The sequence below is a fragment of the Hymenobacter sp. BT559 genome, from assembly GCF_016427535.1.
Classification (GTDB): domain Bacteria; phylum Bacteroidota; class Bacteroidia; order Cytophagales; family Hymenobacteraceae; genus Hymenobacter.
The window spans coordinates 493,557-518,512 of sequence record NZ_JAELXV010000001.1; the positions used below are offsets into that span (position 1 = coordinate 493,557).

General features: G+C 56.9%; 24 protein-coding genes and 1 tRNA gene. 11 read left to right on the forward strand and 14 right to left on the reverse strand.

Features of this window, described 5'->3' with window-relative positions; all coding sequences use genetic code 11:
* Window positions 1-26: 26 nt before the first annotated feature.
* Window positions 27-3,008: a serine hydrolase domain-containing protein gene (locus JAO77_RS02110; protein WP_198988618.1), complete on the reverse strand. Its 2,982-nt coding sequence runs from the start codon at window positions 3,006-3,008 to the stop codon at window positions 27-29.
* A gap of 242 nt (window positions 3,009-3,250) precedes the next feature.
* On the opposite strand from JAO77_RS02110, the gene mutL reads away from it, so the two are divergent.
* From mutL to JAO77_RS02125, 3 genes are read left to right on the forward strand one after another with little or no spacing between them, the layout of a single operon-like run.
* Complete coding sequence (gene mutL, locus JAO77_RS02115; RefSeq protein WP_198988619.1) at window positions 3,251-5,266, forward strand: DNA mismatch repair endonuclease MutL; 2,016 nt, start codon at window positions 3,251-3,253, stop codon at window positions 5,264-5,266.
* 59 nt (window positions 5,267-5,325) lie between these two features.
* Window positions 5,326-6,123 (forward strand): rhomboid family intramembrane serine protease, encoded by a 798-nt coding sequence (locus JAO77_RS02120; protein WP_198988620.1) that lies wholly within the window; start codon window positions 5,326-5,328, stop codon window positions 6,121-6,123.
* Between the two features lie 12 nt (window positions 6,124-6,135).
* A complete protein-coding gene (locus tag JAO77_RS02125; protein WP_198988621.1) occupies window positions 6,136-7,038 on the forward strand; it encodes a rhomboid family intramembrane serine protease in 903 nt (300 codons plus the stop codon).
* A 90-nt stretch (window positions 7,039-7,128) separates the two neighbouring features.
* On the opposite strand, the gene JAO77_RS02130 is transcribed toward JAO77_RS02125, so the two are convergent.
* From JAO77_RS02130 to JAO77_RS02140, 3 genes are all read right to left on the reverse strand, one after another.
* Window positions 7,129-7,371 carry a hypothetical protein gene (locus tag JAO77_RS02130; protein WP_213019309.1) on the reverse strand — a complete coding sequence of 81 codons (243 nt, stop codon included), beginning with the start codon at window positions 7,369-7,371 and terminating at the stop codon, window positions 7,129-7,131.
* A 410-nt stretch (window positions 7,372-7,781) separates the two neighbouring features.
* Window positions 7,782-10,400, reverse strand: a complete 2,619-nt coding sequence (locus JAO77_RS02135) for an ATP-dependent Clp protease ATP-binding subunit (protein WP_198988623.1) — start codon at window positions 10,398-10,400, stop codon at window positions 7,782-7,784.
* Between the two features lie 213 nt (window positions 10,401-10,613).
* Window positions 10,614-11,252, reverse strand: coding sequence for a WbqC family protein (locus JAO77_RS02140; protein ID WP_198988624.1), 639 nt, complete (start codon window positions 11,250-11,252; stop codon window positions 10,614-10,616).
* 103 nt (window positions 11,253-11,355) lie between these two features.
* Between JAO77_RS02140 and JAO77_RS02145 the strand changes: the two genes are divergently transcribed.
* Together JAO77_RS02145 and JAO77_RS02150 are read left to right on the forward strand one after the other, a co-directional pair.
* The gene (locus JAO77_RS02145; protein ID WP_198988625.1) at window positions 11,356-12,240 is read left to right on the forward strand and encodes a hypothetical protein; all 885 of its coding nucleotides are present in this window, start codon (window positions 11,356-11,358) and stop codon (window positions 12,238-12,240) included.
* The gene (locus JAO77_RS02150) at window positions 12,237-13,160 is read left to right on the forward strand and encodes a lysophospholipid acyltransferase family protein (RefSeq protein WP_198988626.1); all 924 of its coding nucleotides are present in this window, start codon (window positions 12,237-12,239) and stop codon (window positions 13,158-13,160) included. Before JAO77_RS02145 ends, JAO77_RS02150 begins: the two co-directional genes overlap by 4 nt.
* Before the next feature lie 81 nt (window positions 13,161-13,241).
* Here JAO77_RS02150 and JAO77_RS02155 read toward each other — a convergent pair whose 3' ends face one another.
* Window positions 13,242-13,874: an L-threonylcarbamoyladenylate synthase gene (locus tag JAO77_RS02155; RefSeq protein WP_198988627.1), complete on the reverse strand. Its 633-nt coding sequence runs from the start codon at window positions 13,872-13,874 to the stop codon at window positions 13,242-13,244.
* A 173-nt stretch (window positions 13,875-14,047) separates the two neighbouring features.
* Here JAO77_RS02155 and mltG point away from each other — a divergent pair, with 173 nt between their 5' ends.
* Window positions 14,048-15,151, forward strand: a complete 1,104-nt coding sequence (mltG, locus tag JAO77_RS02160; protein WP_198988628.1) for an endolytic transglycosylase MltG — start codon at window positions 14,048-14,050, stop codon at window positions 15,149-15,151.
* Window positions 15,152-15,341: 190 nt separating this feature from the next.
* Here mltG and JAO77_RS02165 read toward each other — a convergent pair whose 3' ends face one another.
* Both JAO77_RS02165 and JAO77_RS02170 read right to left on the reverse strand, forming a co-directional pair.
* Entirely contained in the window at window positions 15,342-16,187 is an 846-nt protein-coding gene (locus tag JAO77_RS02165) for a hypothetical protein (protein WP_235998180.1), read from the reverse strand.
* A 386-nt stretch (window positions 16,188-16,573) separates the two neighbouring features.
* Window positions 16,574-17,251, reverse strand: coding sequence for an ABC transporter ATP-binding protein (locus tag JAO77_RS02170; RefSeq protein ID WP_198988629.1), 678 nt, complete (start codon window positions 17,249-17,251; stop codon window positions 16,574-16,576).
* A gap of 114 nt (window positions 17,252-17,365) precedes the next feature.
* Here JAO77_RS02170 and sucC point away from each other — a divergent pair, with 114 nt between their 5' ends.
* Window positions 17,366-18,559 carry an ADP-forming succinate--CoA ligase subunit beta gene (sucC, locus tag JAO77_RS02175; protein ID WP_198988630.1) on the forward strand — a complete coding sequence of 398 codons (1,194 nt, stop codon included), beginning with the start codon at window positions 17,366-17,368 and terminating at the stop codon, window positions 18,557-18,559.
* 80 nt (window positions 18,560-18,639) lie between these two features.
* On the opposite strand, the gene JAO77_RS02180 is transcribed toward sucC, so the two are convergent.
* Together JAO77_RS02180 and JAO77_RS02185 are read right to left on the reverse strand one after the other, a co-directional pair.
* Window positions 18,640-19,347: a bacteriorhodopsin gene (locus JAO77_RS02180; RefSeq protein WP_198988631.1), complete on the reverse strand. Its 708-nt coding sequence runs from the start codon at window positions 19,345-19,347 to the stop codon at window positions 18,640-18,642.
* Window positions 19,348-19,497: 150 nt separating this feature from the next.
* Window positions 19,498-19,992 carry an organic hydroperoxide resistance protein gene (locus tag JAO77_RS02185; RefSeq protein WP_198988632.1) on the reverse strand — a complete coding sequence of 165 codons (495 nt, stop codon included), beginning with the start codon at window positions 19,990-19,992 and terminating at the stop codon, window positions 19,498-19,500.
* 141 nt (window positions 19,993-20,133) lie between these two features.
* Between JAO77_RS02185 and JAO77_RS02190 the strand changes: the two genes are divergently transcribed.
* Window positions 20,134-20,205: transfer RNA gene (locus JAO77_RS02190), tRNA-Arg, on the forward strand.
* 133 nt (window positions 20,206-20,338) lie between these two features.
* On the opposite strand, the gene JAO77_RS02195 is transcribed toward JAO77_RS02190, so the two are convergent.
* Both JAO77_RS02195 and JAO77_RS02200 read right to left on the reverse strand, forming a co-directional pair.
* Window positions 20,339-20,602 (reverse strand): hypothetical protein, encoded by a 264-nt coding sequence (locus tag JAO77_RS02195; protein WP_198988633.1) that lies wholly within the window; start codon window positions 20,600-20,602, stop codon window positions 20,339-20,341.
* Between the two features lie 269 nt (window positions 20,603-20,871).
* Window positions 20,872-21,120 carry a hypothetical protein gene (locus JAO77_RS02200; RefSeq protein WP_198988634.1) on the reverse strand — a complete coding sequence of 83 codons (249 nt, stop codon included), beginning with the start codon at window positions 21,118-21,120 and terminating at the stop codon, window positions 20,872-20,874.
* A 128-nt stretch (window positions 21,121-21,248) separates the two neighbouring features.
* On the opposite strand from JAO77_RS02200, the gene JAO77_RS02205 reads away from it, so the two are divergent.
* The gene (locus tag JAO77_RS02205) at window positions 21,249-21,629 is read left to right on the forward strand and encodes a DUF3592 domain-containing protein (RefSeq protein WP_198988635.1); all 381 of its coding nucleotides are present in this window, start codon (window positions 21,249-21,251) and stop codon (window positions 21,627-21,629) included.
* A gap of 4 nt (window positions 21,630-21,633) precedes the next feature.
* On the opposite strand, the gene JAO77_RS24320 is transcribed toward JAO77_RS02205, so the two are convergent.
* The 3 genes from JAO77_RS24320 to JAO77_RS24325 all read right to left on the reverse strand — a co-directional run bounded on the left by JAO77_RS24320 (window position 21,634) and on the right by JAO77_RS24325 (window position 22,468).
* Entirely contained in the window at window positions 21,634-21,765 is a 132-nt protein-coding gene (locus tag JAO77_RS24320; RefSeq protein ID WP_286192431.1) for a hypothetical protein, read from the reverse strand.
* 220 nt (window positions 21,766-21,985) lie between these two features.
* Entirely contained in the window at window positions 21,986-22,159 is a 174-nt protein-coding gene (locus JAO77_RS02210; RefSeq protein ID WP_198988636.1) for a hypothetical protein, read from the reverse strand.
* 183 nt (window positions 22,160-22,342) lie between these two features.
* Window positions 22,343-22,468, reverse strand: a complete 126-nt coding sequence (locus JAO77_RS24325) for a hypothetical protein (protein ID WP_286192432.1) — start codon at window positions 22,466-22,468, stop codon at window positions 22,343-22,345.
* A 613-nt stretch (window positions 22,469-23,081) separates the two neighbouring features.
* On the opposite strand from JAO77_RS24325, the gene JAO77_RS02215 reads away from it, so the two are divergent.
* Entirely contained in the window at window positions 23,082-23,768 is a 687-nt protein-coding gene (locus tag JAO77_RS02215) for a porin family protein (RefSeq protein WP_198988637.1), read from the forward strand.
* Window positions 23,769-24,218: 450 nt separating this feature from the next.
* Window positions 24,219-24,812 carry an HPP family protein gene (locus JAO77_RS02220; RefSeq protein WP_198988638.1) on the forward strand — a complete coding sequence of 198 codons (594 nt, stop codon included), beginning with the start codon at window positions 24,219-24,221 and terminating at the stop codon, window positions 24,810-24,812.
* The last annotated feature ends 144 nt before the right edge of the window (window positions 24,813-24,956 follow it).

Here is a 24,956-nt window from a genome sequence, read left to right on the forward strand (position 1 = left end):
ATGCTAGAAGTGGCGCGTAGGCTGCGCTAATTAGTGCCGTTTTTCGCTGGCGTGGGCACCATGGCTTTGTATACCACTTCCTGAATCCGGGTGCGGATGTTATAAGTCCGCAGCTTGATGTTGCCTGCGTCGGGGTACACGCGATTGGAGAGGAAGACGTAGAGAATCTGGTTGTCGGGGTCGAGCCACACGCAGGTGCCCGTGAAGCCGGTGTGGCCGAAGGTGCTAGCAGGGGCTAGGTGGCTGGTGGGGCCCTCGGGCTTGCTGGGGTCGCCGCGGTCCCAGCCCAAGCCGCGCTTGTTGCCGGCTACCTGTGGGCGCGAAAACTCCGTCACTACTGGTGTCTGGAAGAAGCTGGTGCCACCGTAACGGCCATTTTGCAGGTTCATCTGCATCAGCACCGCTAGGTCGTTGGCAGTGGCGAAGAGACCGGCGTGGCCGCCTACGCCGCCTACCAAGGCAGCGGTTTGGTCGTGCACGGTGCCTTGCAGCTGCTCGCGGCGGTAATAGGTGTCGTTCTCGGTGGGCGCGATGCAGCTCTTTGGGAAGCGCGTGAGCGGGTTATAGGTCATCGTGCCCAGCCCGAGGGGCTTGTAAAACTCTTTGGGCAAGAACTGCGCTAGAGGCTGACCTAGGAGCTTTTCGCTCAACCGCTTCATGATGATGAAGCTCAAATCGGAGTATTCAACCGGATACTTACCTCTCACTTTTGGCAGCAGCTGCGAGCGCAGCGTCCAAGCCCACACCGAGTCGTCGGCCGCCTTGATGGAGTACTCGCCGGGCGCTACCTCGTTCGGAAAATCCTCGTTGCGCTGGCTGGAGTAGTAAGCCGGCTTGAGAGCGCCAGCGCTGACGGTGCGCTCCCAAGTCGGGATGCCCGGTTTGAGGCCAGCTTGGTGCAGCAGCACGTCGCGCACGGTCATCAGGCGCTTGTTGGTGCGCTGCATCTCGGGCAAGTAGGTGGCTACTTTCTCATCGAGGTTCAGCTTGCCATGGTCCTTGAGATACATAATGGCCTGCAGGGTGCCGGCTACTTTCGTCACCGAAGCCAAGTCGTAGAGCGTACTATTCGTCACAGGCTGGCTTTGGTCGTAGGTGCCGTAGCCGTAGCTCTGATCAAAGACTACCGTGCCGTTCTTGGCGATGAGCACCTGGCAGCCAGGCGTGGCTGCCGTCACGATGCTTTCGAGGGCGATGTGGTCAATCTGACTCATTATTTTTGAGTTCAGTCCCTCGCGCTCAGGCGCCGCGTAGCGCAAGCGGTGCAGGTCGGCGGTGGCAACGCCAGTACCCACTTTCATGGCCTCCGATACCGTCACGGGCAGGTGGCCGCGCGCTGGCAGCGCCCCAAATAGCACCTGCGGCACCACTATTTGCGCCGCGTAGTGGTCCTCGTAGCCGCAAACCAGCGTGCGCGCCGACTCCAGGTGCTTGAGGCCGTAGGCGTTGCCCATGGCTACGACTACCGTCTTGCGCTTGGGGTCGGCTTGCAGCTCCTTCAAAAACTTCAGCGCCCCGTCGCCCAGGCCATAGTTGTGGCTGGGCGTGTTGTTCATCTGGTGTAGGCTCACAACCACCACGTTGGCATCACCTAGGCGGGTCCGGATGCGGCTAAAGGTGGAGTCGGGCGCATAGCGGTCGGGCACGGCGTACACCGGGCCGGGCTGGTACTTATTGAAAATGGTGGCGTAGGGGCCCTCCGGCTGCGTGCCGATAGTGATGGCCGCAATGCGCAGGGTATCGAGCCGCTGGAAGGGGAGGAGCTTGTCCTCGTTCTTCACCACCGTCACGGCGTGTTCAAAAATGGTCTGCGCCAGTACTCGGCTTTCGGGCTGGTTCAAGCTATCGCGCAGGTGGGTCAGGTTCAAGGGGCGGTAGCGGTTTAGCCCCGCCCAGTACTTGGCCCGCAAAATCTTTTTGATGCGCGCGTCGAGGTCAGCCTGGTTGAGGTGGCCGCGCTCCACAGCCTCTTTGATGCGGGTGAGGGCAGCCGGCACGTCTTCCGAAAACAGCAGCACGTCGTTGCCAGCAGCCAGGGCCATAGCATCGAGTTCGCCGTCTTTGTAAAGCTTGCTCACGCTGCGCATGTTCAGCGCATCAGTGAAAATCAGGCCTTTAAAGCCCATTTTCTCCTGTAGCAAGCCTGTCACCAGTGCCTTCGACAGGGTTGTTGTCTTGGCATTAGTGGTGTCAAAGAGCGGGATGTAGAGGTGGGCCACCATCACGCCCAGTGCGCCGGCCTCAAACGACTTCTGAAAAGGTACTAGGTCTACTTTCTCCAGCCGTGCTAGGTCGGTATTGATAACTGGCAGTGCCTTGTGTGAGTCGGTATCGGTGTCGCCGTGGCCCGGAAAGTGCTTGGCTACCGCAATTACGCGTTGGTCTTGCAAGCCCTTGACGTACTGCACACTCAGGTCGGCCACCCGGTCCTGGTTTTCGCCAAACGAGCGGTTGCCAATTACCGGGTTGCTGGGGTTGGAGTTGACATCCACCACCGGCGCAAAATTGATGTGCACCCCTAGAGCGCGCAGCTTGCGAGCCAGGTCGCGCCCCATCTGGTACACCAGCTTGTCGTCGTCCATGGCGCCTAGGGTCATCTCCTTGGCAAAGTGCGTGGTCGAGTCGAGGCGCATGTCGAGGCCCCACTCGGCATCGGTGGCAATGAGCAGCGGCACTTTGGCGGCGGCCTGCAGGCGATTGGTAAGCAAGGCCTGGCGCTTAGGGCCGCCCTGCAAAAACATCACCCCACCAATATTCTGGTTGCGCACCAGCCGCTCGATGCGGTCGATGTGGGCCTTTTCGCGGTTAGAATAGGCCGCCACCATGAAAAACTGCCCTAGGCGCTGGTCGGGCGTGAGCGAATTAAACACGCTATCAACCCATTGCTGCTCGGCGGGACCATTGGGCAGCGGGTCGGGCAGGGTAGTGCCCGGAGTAGAGAAACCCAGTAATAACCCGGTGATGCTCAGCAACAAGCCCAGAGAAAGTAGCCGGAAGTTGACGCGCATTAGCCCAGGTTGGGAGTAGTTAGAGGTAGAAAAGGCGGCCTAGCAGACCTACTTTTGCCGGTAGCAGCTAGGCCGGAACCCCCGGCCCGCCGCAGCGGTTCCCTACTGGCCAGGGCCGGTGAGGAAGACAGCAAGCGTGCTGGGTTAACTAGCAGCTGGCTACCCAAATTGGCCGCAAAGGTAGGCACGGATGCCGCTAGCAACCGTGCTAAATCGCCCCGGCGTACTGTATCCGTTAGACCATGCCCGATATTATTCAACTGCTGCCCGAGTACCTCGCCAACCAGATTGCGGCGGGCGAGGTGGTGCAGCGCCCGGCCTCGGTAGTAAAAGAGCTGCTGGAAAACGCCGTCGATGCGGGCGCTACGTCGGTCCAACTCATTGTAAAAGAGGCGGGCAAGCAGCTCGTGCAGATAGTGGACAACGGCTCGGGCATGTCGCCCACCGATGCCCGCATGAGCCTCGAGCGCCACGCCACCAGCAAGATTCGCTCGACTGAAGATTTATTTCGAATTCGTACCCTAGGGTTTCGGGGCGAGGCGCTGGCCAGCATTGCGGCTGTGGCGCAGGTCGAAATCCGCACTAAGCAGCGGGGTCAGGAAACCGGCACGCTGCTGCTCGTGGAGGGCTCGCAGGTGAGCAGCCAAGCCCCCACGGCCTGCCCTGATGGCACCAGCATTGCCGTTAAAAATTTGTTTTTTAACGTGCCTGCCCGCCGCAATTTTTTGAAGAGCAACGCGGTAGAAATGCGCCACATCCTGGACGAGTTTCAGCACGTTGCCTTGGCCAACCCGCAAATTGCCTTTTCACTCTATCAAAACGACCTAGAAGTATTCAACCTGCCTGCTGGCAAGCTCAGCCAGCGCATTGTGGCGCTGCTGGGTAATAACTACAAGGAGCAACTGGCGGGTTGCGAAGAGGTGACGCCCTTTATCACGGTGAAAGGCTACATCGGCAAGCCCGAGTCGGCGAAGAAGAGCCGGGGCGACCAGTTCTTTTTCGTCAACAATCGCTTTATCCGCTCGGCCTACCTCAACCACGCCGTGCTGGCCGCCTACGAGGGCCTGCTGCCCAAAGACACGCATCCATTCTACGTGCTGTTTTTGGAGCTCGACCCCAAGACGATTGACATCAACGTGCACCCCACGAAGACGGAAATTAAGTTTGAGGACGAGAAAACGGTATATGCCGTGGTGCGCGCTGCCGTGCGCCAGGCCCTAGGGCTGCATAGCCTCACGCCCTCACTCGACTTTGAGGGCGATGTAAATTTCGCGCCCATCCGGCCGCTGCGCACCTCGGCGGGCAGCCCAGGCGCGGCGCCAGGTGCCAGCGGCACCGCGTTGCCCAGCCCTACGCGCCACGTCGAGTTCAACCCCGATGCCCTGGCCGCGTCGGTGTCGGCTGCCGCCTCGCGCCAGGCTAGTAAGAGCCGTTCTGCAGATGCCTCCGAGCGCCAGCTGCCTCCTAGGCCTACTGAGCAGGCTAAGCGCGACCTAGAGGCCTTCTACCGCGAGCTGGGTCAGCCCGTGCGCCCCGACAATGAGCCAGCGGCGCCCGCCGCCGCGGCACCTAGTCCCACCGAGCCCGCCCCAGCGCCGCTGCCCGAGCTGCCATTTCTACATCCTACGCCGCCAGCCCCCACACCGGCGCAGGCGCTTACGCAGGCCAGCAGTGGCGCGCACTCACCTAGGGCTACGCAGGTACTCACGCGCTACGTGCTGCTGCCCGTGAAGTCGGGCCTCATGCTCATCGACCAAGAGGCCGCCCGCGAGCGCATTCTCTATGAGCAGTACGCCGCCGGCCAAACTCGCAGCGGCGGGCACTCGCAGGCGCTGCTGTTTCCGCGGCCGCTCACGTTCTCGCCCTCCGATTTTGCCGTGCTCCAAGAGCTCACGCAGCCGCTGCACTTGCTAGGCTTTCGCTTCGCTGAATTTGGGCCGCTCACCATTGCCGTCGAGGCTGTGCCCACTGACTTGCCCGCCCAAGGCGAAAAGGAGCTGCTAGAGAGCCTCATCGAGCAGTTTCGCAGCGGTGCTGCCCCACTCAAAGTTGACCGCCGCGAGGCGCTGGCCCGCGCCTTGGCCCGGCGCGTAGCCCAGGCCACCAGCCAGCCCCGCCTGCCCGATGTCGAGCTTAGCGCGCTGGTCGATAAGCTCTTTGCCTGCCAGGTGCCCAACTACACCCCCGACGGCCGCCCCACCGTGGTACTCCTCGATGGGCAGCAATTAGCCGAGTTTTTTCGTAAGCCCGGCACGTAGCTGGCTTTTATAGCACGTTTCTTTCTCAACCCACTGGCTACTAGCGCGGTGTTTTACCTATGTTCAATCTCACGCCTACCGTGCGCAACCTGCTGTTCCTGAACATCGGGTGTTTCCTTGTCCAGCAGAATGTTCCAGCCTTACACCTTACGCAGCTGGGCAGCTTATACCCCTTCGGCTCGCCTTACCTCCAGCCGTGGCAGTTCCTGACTTATATGTTTCTGCACGGCAGCTGGGGGCATATTATATCCAATATGTTCGGCCTTATTTCGTTTGGCCCCATGCTGGAGCAGCGGTGGGGGGGCTCGCGTTTCCTGACGTTTTGGCTCATTTGCGGCCTAGGTGCTGGCGGCCTTTACCAAGGCGTGCGCTACTACGAAAACGCTAAAATGGAACAGGCTGCGGCCGAGTTTCACCGCCAGCCTACGGGTGGCGATTTTGCTGACTTCTTTCGCAATAATTTCCCGGAAGCGCACGGCTACGAGGCGCTGGCCCGCGGCTTGCAGCAAAATCCGCAAAATGCTGATTATATCGACGCTGCTAATAAAGCCGTTGATGGCGTAGTAGAGGAAGTGAAAAATTCGCCTTACGCTGGCATGCTGGGAGCATCAGGAGCATTGTTTGGTATCCTTTTCGCCTTTGCTTATCTGTTTCCGAACACCGAGTTATTCTTATTATTCTTCCCCTTTCCCATCAAGGCTAAATATTTTGTTTTCTTTTACGCCGTGTATGAGTTGTATAAAGGCGTACACCGCACGCCCGGCGACAACGTAGCGCACTATGCCCACCTAGGCGGCCTGCTCATCGGGTTTATTGTCCTTAAATTCTGGGAGCGGGGACGCCAGCAATTCTATTAAATCATCACGTTCATGAGCTTAACTCAGGATATCCGCGACGCCTTCTCGCGCCGCGATAATGCGCTCAACCAGCTCATTATCATTAATGCGCTGGTGTTCGCGGTGCTCATTATTCTGCGAGCAATTTTCTTTATTGCCCAGTCGAGTAGCTACCAGCTTGTTATGCGCCAGCTGGCCTTGCCCTCTGACTTCTACTCGCTACTGCGCCATCCCTGGACGCTGCTAACCTACGCCTTTGTGCACGAGGGTTTTCTGCATATCCTATTCAATATGCTGAACCTCTACTGGTTTGGACAGCTCATTCGCGAGTACCTAGGCGACCGCCGCCTCGTGAGCCTCTATATTCTGGGGGCGCTAGTGGGAGCGGCCTTCTTTTTACTGGCCTACAATTTTATTCCGGCGTTGCAGCCCTTTGTAGGGCAGCCCGTTATCGGGGCATCGGCTTCCGTCACGGCTGTTATTGTAGCAGCTGCTACGCTACTGCCTGACTTCACCTTTATGCTTTTCATTATTGGTGCGGTCAAAATTAAGTGGATAGCCGTGGCCGTCGTGCTCATCTCGATAGCGGGTATCAACGGGGGCAATCCTGGTGGCGAAATCACCCACCTAGGGGGCGCACTTTTGGGATTTGTATTCATCAAACAGCTTAAGGCTGGGCGCGACATGGGTACCCCCGTTACAGCGGTCGGCAACTGGTTTAGTCGCTTGTTCAGCCAAGGCCCGAGCATGCGCGTGACGCACCGCCAACCGGTAACTACCGGCGCCCGCTCGGCTAGCAGCAGCTCTAAGAGCAGTGCCTCGGCCGTAGCTGGTCAAGATGAGATTGACTTGATTCTGGATAAGATTTCTCACTCTGGCTACGAAAGTCTGTCGAAAGACGAAAAGCAAAAGCTCTTTCGTGCCAGCCAGCAGTAATAAGTAGCATACTTACTAAAAAGGCCAGCTATGCGTAATAGCTGGCCTTTTTATTTCTGCCTAGGTCAAGTGGAGGTTGCCAATGTAACTCTAGCGAGAGAGCTTGATATTGTCGTGGGGCACTAGCAAACGGAGTACGGCAGGCATGGCGCCAGGCACGAGGCTAGCGGTTACCTCATCGTAGCCAGCGTAGCTGACCACTACAGCTACCGGGTCTGTAGTAGCGGGTACTACCAAGTGGAAGAACCCATCGGCATCGGTAACGGCGCGTAGGCTTTTGTTGCTTCTTACTTCCACTATCGCGCCCGGTAGCACACCCGTAGTGGTCTCCACTCGTCCAACCAACACAATGGTTTTTGCCCAGGCCGTAATGGCCGGGGTGGAGGCGGGAGCTATCGCTAAGAGAGGCAGAGACTGCTTGCTTGGCTGAGCCTGAACTTGGGTAGCGACCAAGACAGTCAACGAGAGCGATGCTAGCGAAAAAAAGGAACGGCGCACTATAGCTTACTGCTTTTGTAATTGGCTAATCCAAAATTGCACAACGATTAGCAGCTAATCGGCTCTTTTCGTTGAAGGAACCCTTTACCTATCTTAAACCTGCTCAAGACTTAATAAACGTTTAAGCATTACTAACGTCGCCTAGGTGTCTTTTAACAGCAGCATAGGCGGCTCGACACTTTATTAAAATAGAAAAAGGCCGGCTACCTCGCGGTAACCGGCCTTTTTCTATTTACTCTATTCTACTACTTAGCTTCGCCGCTCTCAGGCTCGGAGGGCGCCTCTTCGGGCCGCTCGTCGCTGGGCAGGTTTGGCTTTTCGTCGCTCTTGCTTACTACGAAGGTGAGCTCATCTTTGCCATCCTCGTGGTCGGCCGTGATGATGTCGCCGTGCAGTAGCTGCGCCTTCAGGATTTCCTCGGCAATCGGGTCTTCGATGTACTTCTGGATAGCCCGGTTCAGCGGACGAGCGCCGTACTTGGGGTCATAGCCTTTGTCGGCTACGAAGTCCTTGGCTTTCTCGGTTAGCTCTACTTTGTACCCTAAGGTGAGTACACGGTTGAGCAGCTTGCTGAGGCTGATGTCGATAATCTTGTGGATATCCTTCTTCTCGAGCGAGTTGAAGACAATGACGTCATCCAAGCGGTTCAAGAACTCGGGCGAGAAGGTCTTACGCAGGGCATTGGTGATGGTGCCTTTCGTAATCTCGTCCATGTTCTCCTGCCGGGCCTTGGTGCCGAAGCCGATGCCAGCACCGAAGTCAGCCAAGTCACGTGCCCCGATGTTTGAGGTCATGATGATGATGGTGTTCCGGAAGTCCACCTTACGACCTAGGCCGTCGGTCAGGATACCGTCGTCTAGCACTTGCAGCAGCAGGTTGTATACGTCGGGGTGCGCTTTCTCAATCTCGTCGAGCAGGATAACCGAGTACGGCTTGCGACGGATTTTCTCCGTTAGTTGACCGCCCTCTTCGTAACCCACGTAGCCGGGAGGCGCGCCAACTAGGCGCGATACGCTGAATTTCTCCATGTACTCCGACATGTCTACGCGAACAAGCGCGTCTTCCTTGTCGAATAGGTAGGTGGCGAGCACCTTGGCAAGCTCGGTCTTACCTACGCCGGTCGGGCCTAGGAACACGAACGAACCAATGGGCTTCTTGGGGTCTTTCAAGCCCACGCGGGTGCGCTGGATGGCTTTCACCAACTGCTTGATAGCCTTGTCCTGGCCGATAACCTTGCCTTGGAGCTCTTCGCCCATGCGGAGCAGCTTGTCGCCTTCGTTCTGGGCTACGCGGTTTACGGGGATGCCAGTCATCATGGCGATTACCTCGGCCACGTTTTCTTCTTTCACTGTGTAGCGCTTCTTCTTGGTCTCATCTTCCCACGACTTTTTGGCCGTGTCAAGTTGCTCCAATAGCTTCTTCTCAGTGTCGCGGAGCTTGGCAGCTTCCTCGTACTTCTGCGATTTTACCACGCGGTTTTTCTCGCCTTTGATATTCTCAATCTGCTCCTCGAGCTTGAGGATATCCTCGGGCACCACGATGTTGTTGATGTGCACGCGCGCACCAGCTTCGTCGAGGATGTCGATGGCTTTGTCCGGTAGGAAGCGGTCGCTCATGTAGCGGTCGCTCAGCTTCACGCACTGCTCAATTGCCTTGTCGGTGTACACCACGTGGTGGTGGTCCTGGTACTTGTCCTTGATGTTGTGCAGAATCTCGATAGTCTCCTCGGGCGTGGTGGGGTCCACCATTACCATCTGGAAACGACGGGCCAAGGCACCATCTTTCTCAATGTACTGGCGGTACTCGTCCAGCGTAGTAGCGCCGATGCATTGAATCTCGCCACGGGCCAGAGCCGGCTTGAACATGTTAGAAGCATCCAGCGAGCCAGAAGCACCGCCAGCGCCCACAATGGTATGCAGCTCGTCGATGAACAGAATCACGTCGGGCGACTTCTCCAACTCGTTCATCACGGCTTTCATGCGCTCCTCAAACTGGCCGCGGTACTTGGTACCAGCCACCAGCGAAGCGAGGTCAAGTGTAACAACGCGCTTGTTGAAGAGCACGCGGCTTACTTTCTTCTGGATGATGCGTAGTGCGAGGCCCTCAGCGATAGCCGTTTTACCAACGCCGGGCTCACCAATCAGAATCGGGTTATTCTTTTTGCGGCGGCTCAGTACCTGGGCCACGCGCTCGATTTCTTTTTCGCGGCCCACGATGGGGTCGAGCTTATCTTCTTCAGCCAGCTTGGTGAGGTCGCGGCCGAAGTTGTCGAGCACCGGAGTGCGCGATTTTTCGCCGGGCTTCTTAGCCGCGCCAGCGTTGCCAGCACCGCCCTGCCCGCGGCCACCGGCCCCTTGGCCCTGGCCAAAGAGGCGGTCGTCATCGTCGTCGGTATCCGGGCCAGCTTTGGGGCTGGTGTTCGGTGCCGCGCCGTGATAATCAAGTGAGTCGCGCACGGTTTCGTAGTTCACGTTGAATTTGGAAAGAATTTGAGAAGAAATGTTGTCCTCATCGCGTAGAATCGAGAGGAGCAGGTGCTCGGTACCAATGATTTCCGACTTGAAAATCTTGGCTTCGAGGTAGGTGATTTTCAGCACCTTCTCGGTCTGCTTGGTCAGCGGAATCGAGCCAGTGATGCTGGTGCCTTGGGTGGCCGTGTTGCGCGTGGCTTGCTCAAGAGCAAACTTCAGCTCGTCGGTGGCCACGCCCAGCTTTTTGAGCAGCCCTAGGGCAGTGCCTTCGCCTTCACGAATCATCCCGAGCAGCAAGTGCTCGGTACCGATATAGTCGTGCCCCAGGCGGATGGCCTCTTCCCGGCTGAGGGAGATAACCTCCTTGACGCGGTTTGAAAATTTAGCTTCCATGCAAGCAAGATGATAGTATAAGCCGTATGTCTAACTTCTACCGGTATAGAGGTAAATAGTTACGTAATGCAGATACGGATTACTGCGATTGATAACTGGAAAACAAGCTGCTTGAGCCGAAGGTTCGGAAAGTGCGGGCTGGGTGAAAAAGTAGCTAAGCAGCTAAAGGCAAAAGCAATATGGCGCTTATTCCCTTACCAACCTAATTTCTGTTTAACTCAGCCACCTGCCTGCCGCTGGCCCCTGCATGAATAATAAATCCAGCACGCTAAGCCCTGGTACAAACCCGGGGCCAAACACCTGGGGGTAGGGCCGCTGCGACGTACTGTCAGGTTCGGCCGCCCTAGGTCCCGTTTTAGGTGTCAGTAAGTCGCGTAGGTCGGTAAGCGACGGGGTAGGAGAGGAGGGGCCGGCTGGCGCCAGGTACTCTGTAGTAAGCTCGATGGCCAGCGGCCAGCGCAAGCAGCGAAGTAGCAGGTGTAGCATGGCCAGGTTCAGGTCCCAAAGCCGGGCGTGCTTTTGAGCGTATATATCCTGCAAATAATCGGCGTAATACCCAAAGTAGGGCGAGGCATTGTAAGCCGTTTGCAACGTGCGAAAATGGCGGTGCGGCCAATTCTGGCGGTAGTCGATTTCTATTTCGCTGGTGCGAATTTTTTCGGAGCGGTTGCCATCGAGTACGGGCACCGTAAGGGGTTGCGGTCCTTGGGCCGTAAGCACGAGGCAGCGGTTGCGGTACGTTTGCTTATGATAGTGCTCGTGGGCGTCGAGTAAGAGCGCATCGGCACGAAGTAGCTGCTGAAAAAACGGGATGCTAGGCAGGTAGTGCAGCTCAGAAAGAACAATGGACATGGCCGCAAGGTACCGTAGCACGGACTTTGCCAAGGCTTAGGCCAAACCAGCCACCTAGGGGCTGGCTACGGTGTTCGCCTCTTCATCGCCTTATTTTTGCCCTATGCGCTTTTTGCTTTTTCCCCTGGCCCTGGCCCTGGCCCTGGCGGCCGCGCCGCTGGCCGCCCACGCCGGCCCGCCCCAACTGCTGCTCGAAGTAGCGCGCTTCCGCAATCTCGACCAGGTGCAGAAGGGCGGCGAAATCGAAATTTCGGTAACTGTGCCCACCCAGCCGCTCACCTATCGGCAGCGGGCACCTAGGTCGTTCCAGTCGTCGGCCGTGGTCGATTTGGATATCGTGAAAGCCGATGGTACCTCGGCCTGGCACGAAACCGTAACGCTGAAGCCACCTGTGCTCAACGACACCACAGTGAGCATTAAAAACCCGCTTAGCTTCCTGAAGCGCGTGACCGTGCCCGATGGCACTTACACCCTACGGGGCCGCGTGCGCGACCAGTACAAATCGACCAACGGCGAAACCACTGTGGAGCAGCCACTGGTGGTAGCTGCGCCTAAAGAGCCGGCCTTCAGCGACATCGTGTTTCTATCCAAGCCCGCTGCCAAAGCAGCTGGCGAAACCGTATTTAACCGGGGCGGCTACTTGCTTACGCGGGCGCCGGGCGGCTTTTACGGCCGCGGCACTGAGGCTGTCTTTTTTTACACCGAGCTAAACCAACTGCCAGCCGGTAGGCCAGTGCTGCTGAAGTACCACCTAGCCTCGCCCGATGGCACTGCTACTGATGGCGAGGCACCCGCCATCACGCCGGCTGCGGGCCGCCCCACGCCCATCGAAAGCCAGTTGCCAATGGGTTACCTGCCCGAGGGGCCATTTACGCTCACCATCGAAGCCCGCGACGCAGCCACTAAAAAAGTGCTGACTACTCAAAGCCGCTCGGGCCAGCGTAGCCTCAAAGATTACGCGCCCGCTGGGGCGGCCTTACCCCGATGAGCGCGGCCACCCGGCCCTACGCCTGGTACTTCTACCCGCTCAACTGGCTGCTGCTAGCGCTGGCGCACTTGCCCCTAGGGGTGCTTTATGGCCTTGCTCGTGGCTTTTACCTGCTGCTGGCCTACGTGGTGCCTTACCGCCGGCGGGTGGTGCTTGACAACCTGCGGCACGCCTTCCCGGAGAAAACAGAGGCGGACATTCAGCAGATTGGCCGGCAGTTTTACTGGCACTTTGCCCAAGTGCTCGTCGAGATTCTGAAGCTGGCGGCCATTTCGCCCGCCGAGCTGCGGCGGCGGGTGCGATTTACCAACCCCGAGTTCATGACGGGGCCATTTGCCCAAAACCGTTTTGTGCTCTCGCTGGGCTCGCACCGGGGCAACTGGGAGTGGATACTGTCGGGCGCCGCGCTGGAGTTTCCTAGCCGGGCGGCGGGCGTGTACAAGCCGCTGAACAATAGGTTTTTTGAGCATTTCATGCGCCGGCTGCGCACGCGCCTAGGTGCCGATGCGGTGCCCATGCTGAGCACGCTGCGCTACCTGGTGCAGCACCGCCAGCAGGGCCGCACACTCAGCCTGCTCACCGACCAAGCCGCCGGCCCCGAGGACCGGCCCTACTGGACCAGCTTTATGCACCGCGAGGCGGGCTTTTACACCAGTGCCGAGCGCTTGGCGCAGCAGTTCAATTGCGCGGTGCTGTACGTGGGTATTCGGCGGGTGCGGCGTGGTTACTACGATATCACCTTTACAGAATTGCCTGATGGTCAGGCGGCTGCCGTAGCAGCCAATGCGCCTGATGAAGCGCAGCGTTACCCCATTACGGAGGCTTTTGTGCGGTGCCTAGAGGCCGATATACGTGCTACACCCGAGCAATACCTCTGGACGCACCGCCGCTGGAAGCATAAGCGACCAACGGCTGAATAAAAGAAGGGCGGCTATCTAGCGATAATTATTCGCTAGGTAGCCGCCCTTCTTTTAAAGACTTAGGCTATGGTGCGCGAGGCCTTACAGATACTGCTCAATGTCACCTAGGCCCTGGCGCACAAGGTCAAAGTCATCATTGGTACAATCGACGATGGTACTCGGGATATTACCGCCGAAGCCGCCGTCGATAACGAGGTCAACCAGCGAGCGGTACTTCTCGAAAATCAGGTCGGGGTCGGTTACGTACTCTTCTAGCGTCTCCTCGCTTTCGCGCACCGAGGTGCTCACGATGGGCGTACCAAATTCTTTCACAATCTGACGCACAATCTGATTGTCGGGCACCCGGATGCCAACCGTTTTGCGCTTTACACCGCCGTAGCGGGGGGCGTTGGGGCTAGCTTCGAAGATGAAGGTGAACGGGCCAGGCAGTGCCTTCTTGAGCACTTTAAAAGTAGGTGTGGTAATGCCGTGGGCGTAGTCGCTTATGTGCGACAAGTCATGGCAGATAAAGCTTAGGTCGGCTTTCTCAGGTTTGATGCCTTTAATGCGGCAAAGTTTTTCGACTGCTTTCGAGTTATTAATGTCGCAGCCTATGCCATAAACCGTATCGGTCGGATAAATAATAAGCCCACCTTTGCGCAGCACTTCTACTACTTGCAGAATGCGGTTTTGGGGTGGGTTTTCGGGGTGAATGCGAAGCAGGGTAGCAGCCATATCGGGGGGGAAGGAAACAAAAAAACGGGCCGGAAGCCAGGTACGACTCCTTACGGCAAGCAAGGTACTACGGATTTTTAAAGCGGAAAACCGAGCTTAGTCTGCCCTTAAACGTTGGCTGGGGGCGAAAATTGGCGCGGTGCGTAATTTTGAAGCTCACTTTCTGCATTTTCATGCTTCCTCCTGCCAAAAAGTCCGGCGTCGAATACCGGGCGGATGCCATTCGCCGGCGCAACCGGTTCGCCACCGTTAGCGTGATAATCGGGCTGATTCTGGTGTGCTTCTCTTATTACTTTTTTCAGATATTCTACACTACCAACGTTGACACGCAGGAGCAGCGGGCCTACGTGTACATTCGCCGGGGCGATGACTGGCAGAAAGCTCTACGGGCCGTCGAGAACGTGAAAGTGGCGAACACTAGCGTTATTATCGACCAGCTCTCGCTACACTTTGTGGGCAAGCTCATGGGCTATAACAAGCCCGGCGCCGTGAAGCCCGGCCGCTACGAACTGAAGTCGGGCATGACCAACCGGCAGGTAATTAACCTGCTGAAGTCGGGCCGGCAGTCGCCGCTCATGCTCACGTTTACCAACGTGCGCCTGCGCCGCGAGCTGGCCGCCAAGCTGTCGAAGCAAATCGACGCTAGCCCCAAGCAGATAGACTCGCTGCTGAGCAGCCCCAGCTATACGCGTAGCCTGGGCTTTGACACAACCACGGTGCTCTCTATGTTCATCCCGAACACCTACCAGCTCTACTGGAATACCTCGGCCGAAAACCTCATGCAACGCATGAAGAAGGAGTACGAGAAGTTCTGGACACCCGAGCGCGACGCTGCCCGCGAGAAGCTAGGTCTCACCCGCGTGCAGGTAAGCACCCTAGCCAGCATCGTGGAAGCTGAGCAGCAGCAACATGCTGATGAGCGCCCCCGCATTGCGGCCGTGTACCTCAACCGCCTCAAGCGCGGCATGAAGCTACAAGCCGACCCCACGGTAGTGTACGCCAACGGCGACTTCGGCATCAAGCGCGTGCTTAATGTGCATCTGCAAAAAGACTCGCCCTATAACACGTACCGCGTGAACGGCTTGCCGCCCGGCCCCATCGACCTGCCCAGCATTAGCAGCATTGACGCCGTGCTGCACCCCGAGGATAACGACTACCTGTATTTCTGCGCCAAGGAGGACTTCTCCGGCTACCACGCCTTCGCTACCAATGAGGCGCAGCACCTAGTGAATGCCCGGCGCTACCAAGCCGCTCTCACACGTGCCGGTATTCGATAAATACGCTCAACTCCTTCACATCTGTCATGCAGAGCGTAGCGAAGCATCTCGCGTGGCGTAGTAAGCCCTAACGTTCACCGACGTCAGTGAGCAAGATGATTCTTTCGTCAGCATGACAGACGTGAAAGAAGTGGAAACAAAAAGGCCTGCCGCAATTGCGGCAGGCCTTTTTGTTTCAAGAAAACGTAACCTAGGCGGCTACGGCAGATGAAGTGCCTTCACGGTCTTCGATGGCTTTGCGCAGCTTGGCGATGGCCTGGGTGGCGCGCTCTTCGTCGAGACGGTTGATGTTAAGCAGCATCTTCGTCTTCTCCTGGCGCGTGATGAGCGGGTGGTTTAGCAGACGGATAATCTCTTCCTTCTGGGAAGCCGTGGCATACTGCACGGGGGCAGCAGCTTCGGCGGCCGGAGCCTCAGCCGGGGTAGGGGCGGGCGTGTTAGTCACGGCGCGCATCACGGGGGCGGCGGGCTCAGCTACGGCTGGGGCAGCAGCAGGCGTGGGCACGTTGCCAGTGTACTCCATCTCTTCGGCAGGCGTAGGCTCATAGCCAGCAGCCCGGATAATCCAAGCCAAGATGTTGCGGTATGCTTTGCCAATAGCGCGGGTCTGCGCCATACTAGCGATAGCAAACTCCTGGTAAAACTTCTTGCCGCTCTCCTTATTCGAGCAGATGGCGAAGCCAGCGCCTACGGTGTGCTGCGAGCGCATGTCAAACAGCGTCACCTTGGCTTGATATTTCAATTCTTGGTCGGTGCTCACGTTGATGACGTGCTCCACGATGGGCACGATGCCCAGGCGCGAGCCGGCGTACTGCCAGCCTTCCACGTTCACAAACTCTTTGCCCTGCACCTGGGTGCTGAGCTTATTCTCTTTAATGAACTTGGCGAGGTCCTTTGCGAGGTCCAACGTCTCGTCCGATTTAGCGATATCGTAGCTTTCCACCCGCGCCGCCTTTTTGGTAGCCGTGGTGTCTTTCGGGGTTTTGGTGGCCTCGTTCATAACGGTAGTTTCGGTGGTTGCAGGTTGCTTGCTCATATACGACTACTTAACCCTTGGGGTCTGGAAAAGGTGCCGAGAATGGCCTCGTTTTTTAGTAAAATTTACTGTTATTAATCAGCGTGTTACGGGAGTGTGAAAAATAAATTTTGCTTCTCCCGTTAGCTGTGCAAATGTATGCTAATAATTTTGGTAAAAGCAAGTGAGCGATTGAATATTTTCGACTCGGCACTCTTATGACCCCACCCCCGGCCCCTCCCCGCCAGGAGAGGGGAGCCTGACGTTTTGTATAGAGTATGAAACAGAAAGAGCCTGCGGCGCATTGCCACAGGCTCTTTCTGTTTCATATTAGATTACAGTGCTTTACAAAGGCTCCCCTTTCCCGGCGGGGAGGGGCCGGGGGTGGGGTCATAAGAGCGACGAACCTAGGCGATACGTGTAGCCCGCGATTCTTCCAGAATGTGGCCGTCGCGCATGATGATGGTGCGGTCGGCCATCTGAGCTAGGGTGTCGTTGTGCGTTACAATTACGAACGTTTGGCCAAACTCCTTGCGCAGCCAGAAGAATAGCTCGTGCAACTCTTGGGCATTGCGCGAGTCAAGGTTGCCGCTGGGCTCGTCGGCGAAGATGATTTCGGGCGAGTTGATGAGCGCGCGCGCTACTGATACACGCTGCTGCTCGCCGCCGCTCATTTCGCTAGGCTTGTGGTCTACACGGTGGTCGAGGTTGAGCAGACCTAGGAGCTCGCGGGCGCGCACACGCACTTCCTTTTCCGAGCGGTCGGCCAGGAAGGCGGGCAGGCACACGTTTTCGAGGGCCGTGAACTCGGGCAGTAGGTTGTGAAACTGGAACACGAACCCAATGTGCCGGTTGCGAAACTTAGCCAGCGCATTGCGCCCTAGGCTGCTCACCGACTCGCCATCGAACATCACCTCGCCCGAGTCAGGGTTGTCGAGCGTGCCCATGATTTGGAGTAGCGTGCTTTTGCCAGCCCCGCTCGAGCCCACGATGCTCACTATCTCCGACCGCTCGATGGTGAGGTCGATGCCTTTGAGCACCTCCAGCGAGTTGTAGCTTTTTCGAATATTGATAGCCTGGAGCAAGGTAGGGATAGAAATTAAGCTTGAAACTAAGCAAAGCTACGCCGAAAGCAGACGGGGGTTAGCCCCCGAGTACTACCTTCGCGCCCAAAGTTTAGTACCCCACCTCCCTCTCAGATGAATATTCACGAGTATCAAGGCAAGGAAATCCTGAAGAAATACGGCGTGCGCGTCCAGGAAGGCATCACTGCCGACACGGCCGAAGAAGCCGTAGAAGCCGCCAAAAAGCTTACCGAGCAAACCGGCACTAGCTGGTACGTTATCAAGGCCCAGATTCACGCGGGTGGCCGGGGCAAAGGCGGCGGGGTGAAGCTCGCCAAAAACCTGGAGCAGGTGAAAGACATTGCAGGCCAGATTATTGGCATGCAGCTCGTGACCAAGCAAACCGGCGCCGAAGGCCGCAAAGTACACAAGGTGCTGATTGCCCAGGACGTGTACTACCCCGGCGAGAGCCCCACGCAGGAATTCTACATGAGCGTGCTGCTCGACCGTACCTCGGGCAAAAATGTGATTATCTACACCACCGAGGGTGGTATGGACATCGAGGAAGTAGCCGAGGCGCATCCCGACAAAATTCTGAAAGAGTTTGTGGACCCCGCTGTGGGCCTGCAAGGCTTCCAGGCCCGCAAAATCGCCTTCGGCCTAGGGCTGTCGGGCGAGGCGTTCAAGGAGATGGTGAAGTTCGTAACAGCCTTGTACAAAGCCTACGATGAAACCGACTCGGCCATGTTCGAGATTAACCCCGTACTGAAAACGTCGGACAACAAAATCCTGGCCGTTGACGCCAAGGTGACCCTCGACGACAACGCCCTATACCGTCATAAGGACTTCGTAGCCCTGCGCGACCTCAACGAGGAAGACCCGCTGGAAGTAGAAGCCTCTGAGTCGAACCTGAACTACGTGAAGCTCGACGGCAACGTGGGCTGCATGGTAAACGGCGCCGGCCTGGCCATGGCTACCATGGACATCATCAAGCTGAGCGGCGGCGAGCCGGCCAACTTCCTCGATGTAGGGGGTGGAGCCAACGCCCAGACCGTAGAAGCTGGCTTCCGCATCATCCTGAAGGACCCGAACGTGAAAGCCATCCTCATCAACATCTTCGGCGGCATCGTGCGTTGCGACCGCGTAGCCAACGGTGTAGTAGAGGCCTACAAGAAAATCGGTGACATCCGCGTGCCCATCATTGTGCGCCTGCAAGGCACCAACGCTGAAGAAGGCGCCCGCATCATCGATGAGAGCGGCCTGCAAGTAAAATCAGCCGTGCTGCTGAAAGACGCTGCCGAGCGCGTAAAAGAAGTACTGGCCGCCTAGGTCAACTTAGTCGTTAAGACCCAAAAAGCCCCGCCTGAGTACTCAGGCGGGGCTTTTTTGTGACCATACTGCGGAACCGTCTACGCCGCCATCGCACGGCGCGGGGCCAGTCCTCGCAGAAACTGCAGGTCAAGAATGCTAAAGCCGACTTTCGACAAGAATGGCACCGCCACAAAAAGGGCCGTCTCAAGCGTTTGGTTCAGCATGCCCAGTCCCGACGGACCTAGGGCCCAAATAGTGGGGTAGCACACCCACAGCACACTCAGGAAGAGGAGCAGTCGGTTGTAGCCCCCGCCGAGCTCAGCGCCACCTTCGGCAGCGATTTGACGCAAGGGCCCCCACAACACGTAGAGCACCGCAAAGAAGGCGCCCACCCCGCACAAAAACCAGGTGAGGCGGGCGGTGGGGTTTTCTGATAAATCGGCCAGCAGGCCGCAGCCTATCATCACCACATCGGCACCAACTAGGCTAGCCAGCAGAGAGGTACTGCGCTTCTCTTTGGGTACGTAGTACATGGCCGTGAACGCCAGGGATAGTAAGAGCAGGGGCGTGGTTACGACCCAGTCAGCATATCGAGCGTAGTGCGTTACCTGCCCCGCCACCTCGGTCTTGCCCTGGCCCATCGCCATGGCTAGGTAAGCTAGCGCCGACCAGATAGGAATCATCACGGCGATGCTGTACTCGTACTGCGGCACGCCCTTGGGGTCGCGGCTCCACGACCAGAACAGCAGGGCTCCGCCTACCATCAGCGCCACGTACAACCAATGCAAAGTAGTCTGAGCATCCATAAGAAAAATGTGTAAATGATGAAGATGCCAGTAAATACTTGTGTTTAAACGATAAGGTTGAGCTTATTCATAGAGTTACACAAAAAAGGGCTTCGCTTGCGGATGCAAACGAAGCCCTTTTTACAGGCAGCTATGGCCTTGCTATAGTACCTAGGCAGATACTGCGTCGCCTTTTTCGGCCACGCCAGCGTTTTCCTCAGGCGCTACCGGAATGGCTTCGCCTTGTACTTTCAGTTCCACTTCCATGTTGCCGCGCGTACCTACCGAGTAAGGGCAGATTTTGTGTGCCTGACGCACCATTTCAATCGTTTTATCGCGGTCGAAAGCCTTGAGGTCTACATCTAGAATGGCCGACAGGCCGTAGCCTTCGCCTTCCTGAAATAGCGACACCGAGCATTTTACTTCGGTGCCGGGGTCAAGCTTATCGCCAGCACGCTGCGCAATAACCAGCAGCGCTTGCTGAAAGCACGACGAATAGCCAGCGGCAAACAGCTCTTCGGGGTTGGTAGCGCCTTTTTTGCCACCTAGGCCTTCGGGTACCGACATATCGAGGTCGATGATGCCCGTAGCCGAGCGCACGTGGCCGCTACGGCCGCCAATAGCCGTAGCATCGGCCGTGTAGAGTGTTTTCTTAGTAGATTCCATGAGGTAAAAGAAGAAGACGGTGTATGCGGGGCTAAACTGAGTTTTGACTGTTAGGGTTATCCCCTCGGTATGGTCTAACGAATAAAATAAGCCCTGGTTTGGCAGCCCCGGCTTTTCGTGCTACTTTTGCAGTCCTAACCCGGTCGCGTCGTACAACGGATAGTATGAGAGTTTCCGAAGCTCTTGATTTAGGTTCGATTCCTAACGCGACCACTAAAAAGGCCTCTACAATATCGTAGAGGCCTTTTTTATTACTCCTGGGACAGTTCTTACCGAACCTGCCCCGCGGCCCGGTCTTTTTCGCGCTTCCTAAGGCGCTGCTCTACCTTAGCTGTGTCATCCTGGTTCAGTCGATGTATTGCCGGTTAGGTAGTTCCCGGATGGCGTCGCGGGTCTCGCGCAGCAATTGCGCCAGCTCACGACTTTCGGCCTGGGAGGTCGTCGGCGTTGACGCGGTAGGGGAGCTATGCTCTGACTTCTCGACCTCGGCCGCCGCGTTGAGGTTTTTCTTCGTGAATTCCTCGAGCAGGCTCGTGCCCTTGCCGTACTCGGCCGAGGCCAGGGCCTGCTTCTGGCGCACGAAGTCGGTTTGGTTGACTAGTAGGCTCATCACCTTCGTGGCTTCATGCAAGCTAATCTTGAGCCCGTTCGGCGTGTTTATTATCTGCGTGTTGCTTGCTCCCTTTAGGGTATCTTCAGCTTAATCCAGACGTTATCCTATCTTACTTGTGGTGCCGTTACCGCCAGGTGCATGCTGGTTACCGCGTCAATGAAGCGGTTGATGGATTGGTAAAAAGTCTCGGTAGACCAAGCCTTCAGCTGCATCTCGTCCTTATCCCGCAGCTTGGCGCGGGCTAGGTTCTGCGCCTGGGCTTTCTGCTACTTCCGGCGCTGCCGAGGCGTGCTGCCGACCGAAGGTGGTATCAGGTACGCCGGCAGGCTGGTGTAGTCGCGCGGCAGCCTGCCGGCTAGGGCCAGCGAGTCAAGGCGCCGCACGTCGCGTCGGTAAGGCAGAATGGGAGAGCTGTCGAGCATTGCTTCTAGCTGCGAGCCCAGGGCCACATTGGGGCGGCTGGTGGAGCATCCGGTCAAACTCAGTAGAAAAGCCAGTCCTAGGATGCCGAGCATCGTAGCTCTGTAAAAGCTCCTAATTTTTGAGCGACAAAAAGTGAGACAAAAAAACGGTTCGCGCGGGGCCGTTTTCTTGGTGATTTTTGGCAATACTTATTTTGAGACAATTACCCCTAATTTGTGGGGTGAATTGTGTCATCCTGGGTGTTGTCGCTATCATCTTTCTGACTACGCTTTTTCAGGCGCTGCGCCTGCGGCTATATGGCGTTCGCACCACTGGCACGGTTACGGGCTTACGAAGGGACGACTCGGGCGACGGGACGGTGTTCCACCCCCTAGTAAGATTTACCACGCGCAAAGGCGTTAGCATCGAAGTGGAAAGTGGCTTTGGTACATCAGTTGGCGAAGATTATTTCTACATCGGCCGACAAGTTGATATTCTATATTTACCCCGTAACCCTAAGGTCTTTGCCATTGTGGGCTACGAGTCAGAAACCATGCTGTACCTGATGCTGGGAGCAGCTTTTGTTATTGGGGTATTCTACTGGATTAACACTCTGCAATAACCACCTACGCTTCAGAAGCAATCACCTGCTCTAGGTTCAAACTCACGCGCTGCACTTCGCCCCACACGCGCCCGGCAGCGGGCACAGTGAGCAACATGTACATCAAGGCCGCCACCTCATCGTAGCGGAGCGTCAAACGCCAGGGCCGACGGGGCGGCATCCCCACATGTAGTTGTTCTTTCGCGGCGCGGGCTGCGGCGCGTTGGTACACCCGGACCAAGGGCCCCAGGGCCAAGACACTCGTTAGCGGCTGGGGCTAGGCCCGGGTGTAGATAAATTCCGCAATGGACGAGGCCAGTAGTGCAGCCTCGCCCCAGTACAGCTCGTTTTTTTGGTCTAGCTGCGGCAGTCGCATGTTAGGTAAAGAGTTGCTGGCTCAGTCCGCAGAGTAATTGCTGCGACTGATACGCAGTCCGCAGGCGCAGACGCAGCTGCTGCTTTTGCTGGCTAGGCTTCGTTTGCTGAAGCGTCAGTTCTAGGCGTTGGATTTCGGTTTCCCATTCCGTGAGCAAAGACGTAATGTGTACCATAAGAGAAGAAGAAAAAAGGGTAAGCGGAAGAAAGCAGAATAATAGAGCAGATAATTGTATATAACACCGCAAGTTACACCTTTTTGGTGATTTCTGTCCTATTTTCTTATTTTCCACATTTGCCGCGCCCTACCCGCTACCCAGGCGCCTGCTGCGCAAGGTAGTAGGGCAGAGGTAGCAGCTTTACCCAATGGTTTGCAGAGTCTGTAGTAATTCATAAGACTTCTGAGACGCAGCTAGTTGCTGCTCCAGTTGCTGCACGTACTCGGCCATGGCGTCAGTAGCTGACTGCGCAGATAGGGTGCTCAAGGAAGCAAGCGCGCTAGTGAGAAAGGCAATTTCGGCCTCCCACTCCTTAGCTAAATGCGTAAACTCTTTCAAAATTACCTTGATTAAATTATATTTTATCCGCGCATTCTGCACAAGATTATTTGGCAACTCTGGAGATAATATGTTTACTACCGACCCATTTTGAAATCCTGTACTGCTGGCCCTGGGTGCGCTCGCAGAAGCGGTAGTAGCCGATTTGGTGCCCTAGGCGGTTGCGCAGCATTCGCAAGCATATCTCTCGGCATTGTCGCTCCAGGCGTAGAGGCTACAAGCAAGCACGAAGCGTGGCTTTGCGCCTCAAAAGGTGGTGCAGCGCCTTTCCGGTATCACCCGCTTACATTTGACCACCAAAATTGGGCGCAAGACCTTCGTCACGCTTAAGCTCTACCAGGGCGTGCCCGCCCGATTCATCATGCAGGTCACCGGCCACCAGACCAAGGAAGCTTCAATTACTACGTAGGCGTGGATGAGCTGAAGTTGGTCCAAGAGTTCATGCGCAAAGCCACCCGGCGCCGGGCCGCGTAGGCGTAATGCAACCCTTACTTTTTGAGCAAGCTCCTTCACGTATCGCTCCTTTTCTTACTACATCTTTATGTTGAAAGCTCTTTCTCTCCTCGCCGGCAGTCTGCTGCTCAGTGGCTCCGTTTATGCCCAGGCTGGCCTGCGCGTGGGAGGCACGTGGATGGATATCGCCAAGAGCCTGTTCGAGGTAAGAAAAGGCGCGGCGAGCATGGATACTAATAGCCAGTTCGGTTACCACTTAGGGATTTACTACCAGGTGCCCCTTACCAAACGCCTCTCCATCGTGCCTGAACTACAATTCAGCCGCGAGCGCCAGCACGCAACCGTGGAAAATAATAACGACCCTTCTTATGGGTCTATTAGTGAATATGAGCTGCGTTTGTCCTATCTCTATCTACCCGTATTGGCCCGCGCAACGTTTGGGCCGGTCTACCTCGAAGCCGGGCCCCAATTTAGTTGGCTGGTAGGCGGCCACGGCGAAGGCACCATCCAAACCTATTCTGTAGACAGAACATTTACTTCTACCATCGACCAAGCAGCCACGGAGCGTTACAACCGCCTCGACGCGGGCCTCTGCCTAGGGGTCGGAGCCACACTACCCGCTGGTTTTGGCCTGAGCCTACGTGCCTACCAAGGTCTGCGCCAAGTGAACCGGGAGTACATGTACAACATCACGTTTATTCCTTCTAGCACAAGCGACGAGTATCATCAGTTCTTCCAAGCTTCGCTCACTTACCAGCTGCCCAGCCAGTTGTAGAAGTGTGGGATGATGCAGGGCATTGGCAGACCTAGGAGGCCTTTAACCACTACGTGAGTGTGGATGAGCTAAGACTAGTCGAAGAACTCATGCGCAAAGACACACGGCGCTGGGTCGCCTAGTGCGGCACTTTGTGTAGCAGTTTTTTCTCTTTTCTCCCAGGCCTTGCAAACCTGCACCACCGAAAACATTGTTTCACTAAAAACCACCAGGACCAGTCGGAATAGGGTAGGAGGAGCAGGAAAAATAAATTTCTAACGCGACTGCTAAAACTCCCGTTTCCGCGCTGGCAACGGGGTTTTTGCTTTTTAAACCGTCTCGTAAACTCAGCAGTGGCGGGCACTTGCCTAGGTTGGGCCGGCCGGCTATCATGCTGAGCAGCGCCTCAGGTGCCGAAAACCCCAGGCCCGCGCGCTAGCCCGAGACTAAATCAGCAGCAATAAGTAGCTCATGCGAACTCCTCTACGGCGGCATACGCGTCGCATAAAGGTCATTGTCTACCAAGAAACATTATTTGATTATAAAGAGCATTGCTGGACGTTCCTAGGTGCCTTTCTGGGCATTGGCCTAGTGGGCTTGCTAAGCCAATACCGGTTGGCCCCCGTAGATGCACCCCTGCTCATTGGCTCGTTTGGCGCCTCGTCTGTCCTCATTTATGGTGTGATAAACAGCCCCTTGGCACAGCCGCGCAACTTGGTGGGCGGGCACGTGCTGAGCGCCTTTATTGGGGTGACAGTGCACCAGCTGGTGCCGCAGCCGCTGTGGCTGGCGGCGGCGCTGGCCGTGTCGCTGGCCATCGTGGGCATGCAAATCACCAAAACGCTGCACCCACCGGGCGGGGCTACGGCGCTGATTGCCATTATTGGGTCGCCCCAGCTTAAGGCACTGGGCTACTGGTACGTAATAGCTCCTGTGCTGGCAGGTGCAGTGCTACTGCTGCTGGTGGCGGTGGTCGTCAACAAGCTGGCACCGACCCGCCACTACCCCGCCAATAAAAACTGGTACCGCGTGTGGCGGCGCACCTATCCGCCGGCTGGCCTGTAGCACCTAGGCAGCAGCCTGCGCGAAAGCCACCGGGGCGGGCTAATATACGCCGCAGCCCTAGGGGCCATGCTCGAAGCGGGGCAGTGTAGAGGGCTGTGCGTTAGTTAGCAAGAGTTTAAGAGAGAAACTCTTTTGCTAGGGCGG

Bases quoted from the DNA above. Each gene is read 5' to 3' on its own strand.
- JAO77_RS02110 (WP_198988618.1), bottom strand. From the start codon at position 3,008: ATGCGCGTCAACTTCCGGCTACTTTCTCTGGGCTTGTTGCTGAGCATC.
- mutL (WP_198988619.1), top strand. From the start codon at position 3,251: ATGCCCGATATTATTCAACTGCTGCCCGAGTACCTCGCCAACCAGATT.
- JAO77_RS02120 (WP_198988620.1), top strand. From the start codon at position 5,326: ATGTTCAATCTCACGCCTACCGTGCGCAACCTGCTGTTCCTGAACATC.
- JAO77_RS02125 (WP_198988621.1), top strand. From the start codon at position 6,136: ATGAGCTTAACTCAGGATATCCGCGACGCCTTCTCGCGCCGCGATAAT.
- JAO77_RS02135 (WP_198988623.1), bottom strand. From the start codon at position 10,400: ATGGAAGCTAAATTTTCAAACCGCGTCAAGGAGGTTATCTCCCTCAGC.
- JAO77_RS02140 (WP_198988624.1), bottom strand. From the start codon at position 11,252: ATGTCCATTGTTCTTTCTGAGCTGCACTACCTGCCTAGCATCCCGTTT.
- JAO77_RS02145 (WP_198988625.1), top strand. From the start codon at position 11,356: ATGCGCTTTTTGCTTTTTCCCCTGGCCCTGGCCCTGGCCCTGGCGGCC.
- JAO77_RS02150 (WP_198988626.1), top strand. From the start codon at position 12,237: ATGAGCGCGGCCACCCGGCCCTACGCCTGGTACTTCTACCCGCTCAAC.
- JAO77_RS02155 (WP_198988627.1), bottom strand. From the start codon at position 13,874: ATGGCTGCTACCCTGCTTCGCATTCACCCCGAAAACCCACCCCAAAAC.
- mltG (WP_198988628.1), top strand. From the start codon at position 14,048: ATGCTTCCTCCTGCCAAAAAGTCCGGCGTCGAATACCGGGCGGATGCC.
- JAO77_RS02165 (WP_235998180.1), bottom strand. From the start codon at position 16,187: ATGAGCAAGCAACCTGCAACCACCGAAACTACCGTTATGAACGAGGCC.
- sucC (WP_198988630.1), top strand. From the start codon at position 17,366: ATGAATATTCACGAGTATCAAGGCAAGGAAATCCTGAAGAAATACGGC.
- JAO77_RS02180 (WP_198988631.1), bottom strand. From the start codon at position 19,347: ATGGATGCTCAGACTACTTTGCATTGGTTGTACGTGGCGCTGATGGTA.
- JAO77_RS02185 (WP_198988632.1), bottom strand. From the start codon at position 19,992: ATGGAATCTACTAAGAAAACACTCTACACGGCCGATGCTACGGCTATT.
- JAO77_RS02195 (WP_198988633.1), bottom strand. From the start codon at position 20,602: ATGAGCCTACTAGTCAACCAAACCGACTTCGTGCGCCAGAAGCAGGCC.
- JAO77_RS02200 (WP_198988634.1), bottom strand. From the start codon at position 21,120: ATGCTCGGCATCCTAGGACTGGCTTTTCTACTGAGTTTGACCGGATGC.
- JAO77_RS02210 (WP_198988636.1), bottom strand. From the start codon at position 22,159: ATGGTACACATTACGTCTTTGCTCACGGAATGGGAAACCGAAATCCAA.
- JAO77_RS02215 (WP_198988637.1), top strand. From the start codon at position 23,082: ATGTTGAAAGCTCTTTCTCTCCTCGCCGGCAGTCTGCTGCTCAGTGGC.
- JAO77_RS02220 (WP_198988638.1), top strand. From the start codon at position 24,219: ATGCGAACTCCTCTACGGCGGCATACGCGTCGCATAAAGGTCATTGTC.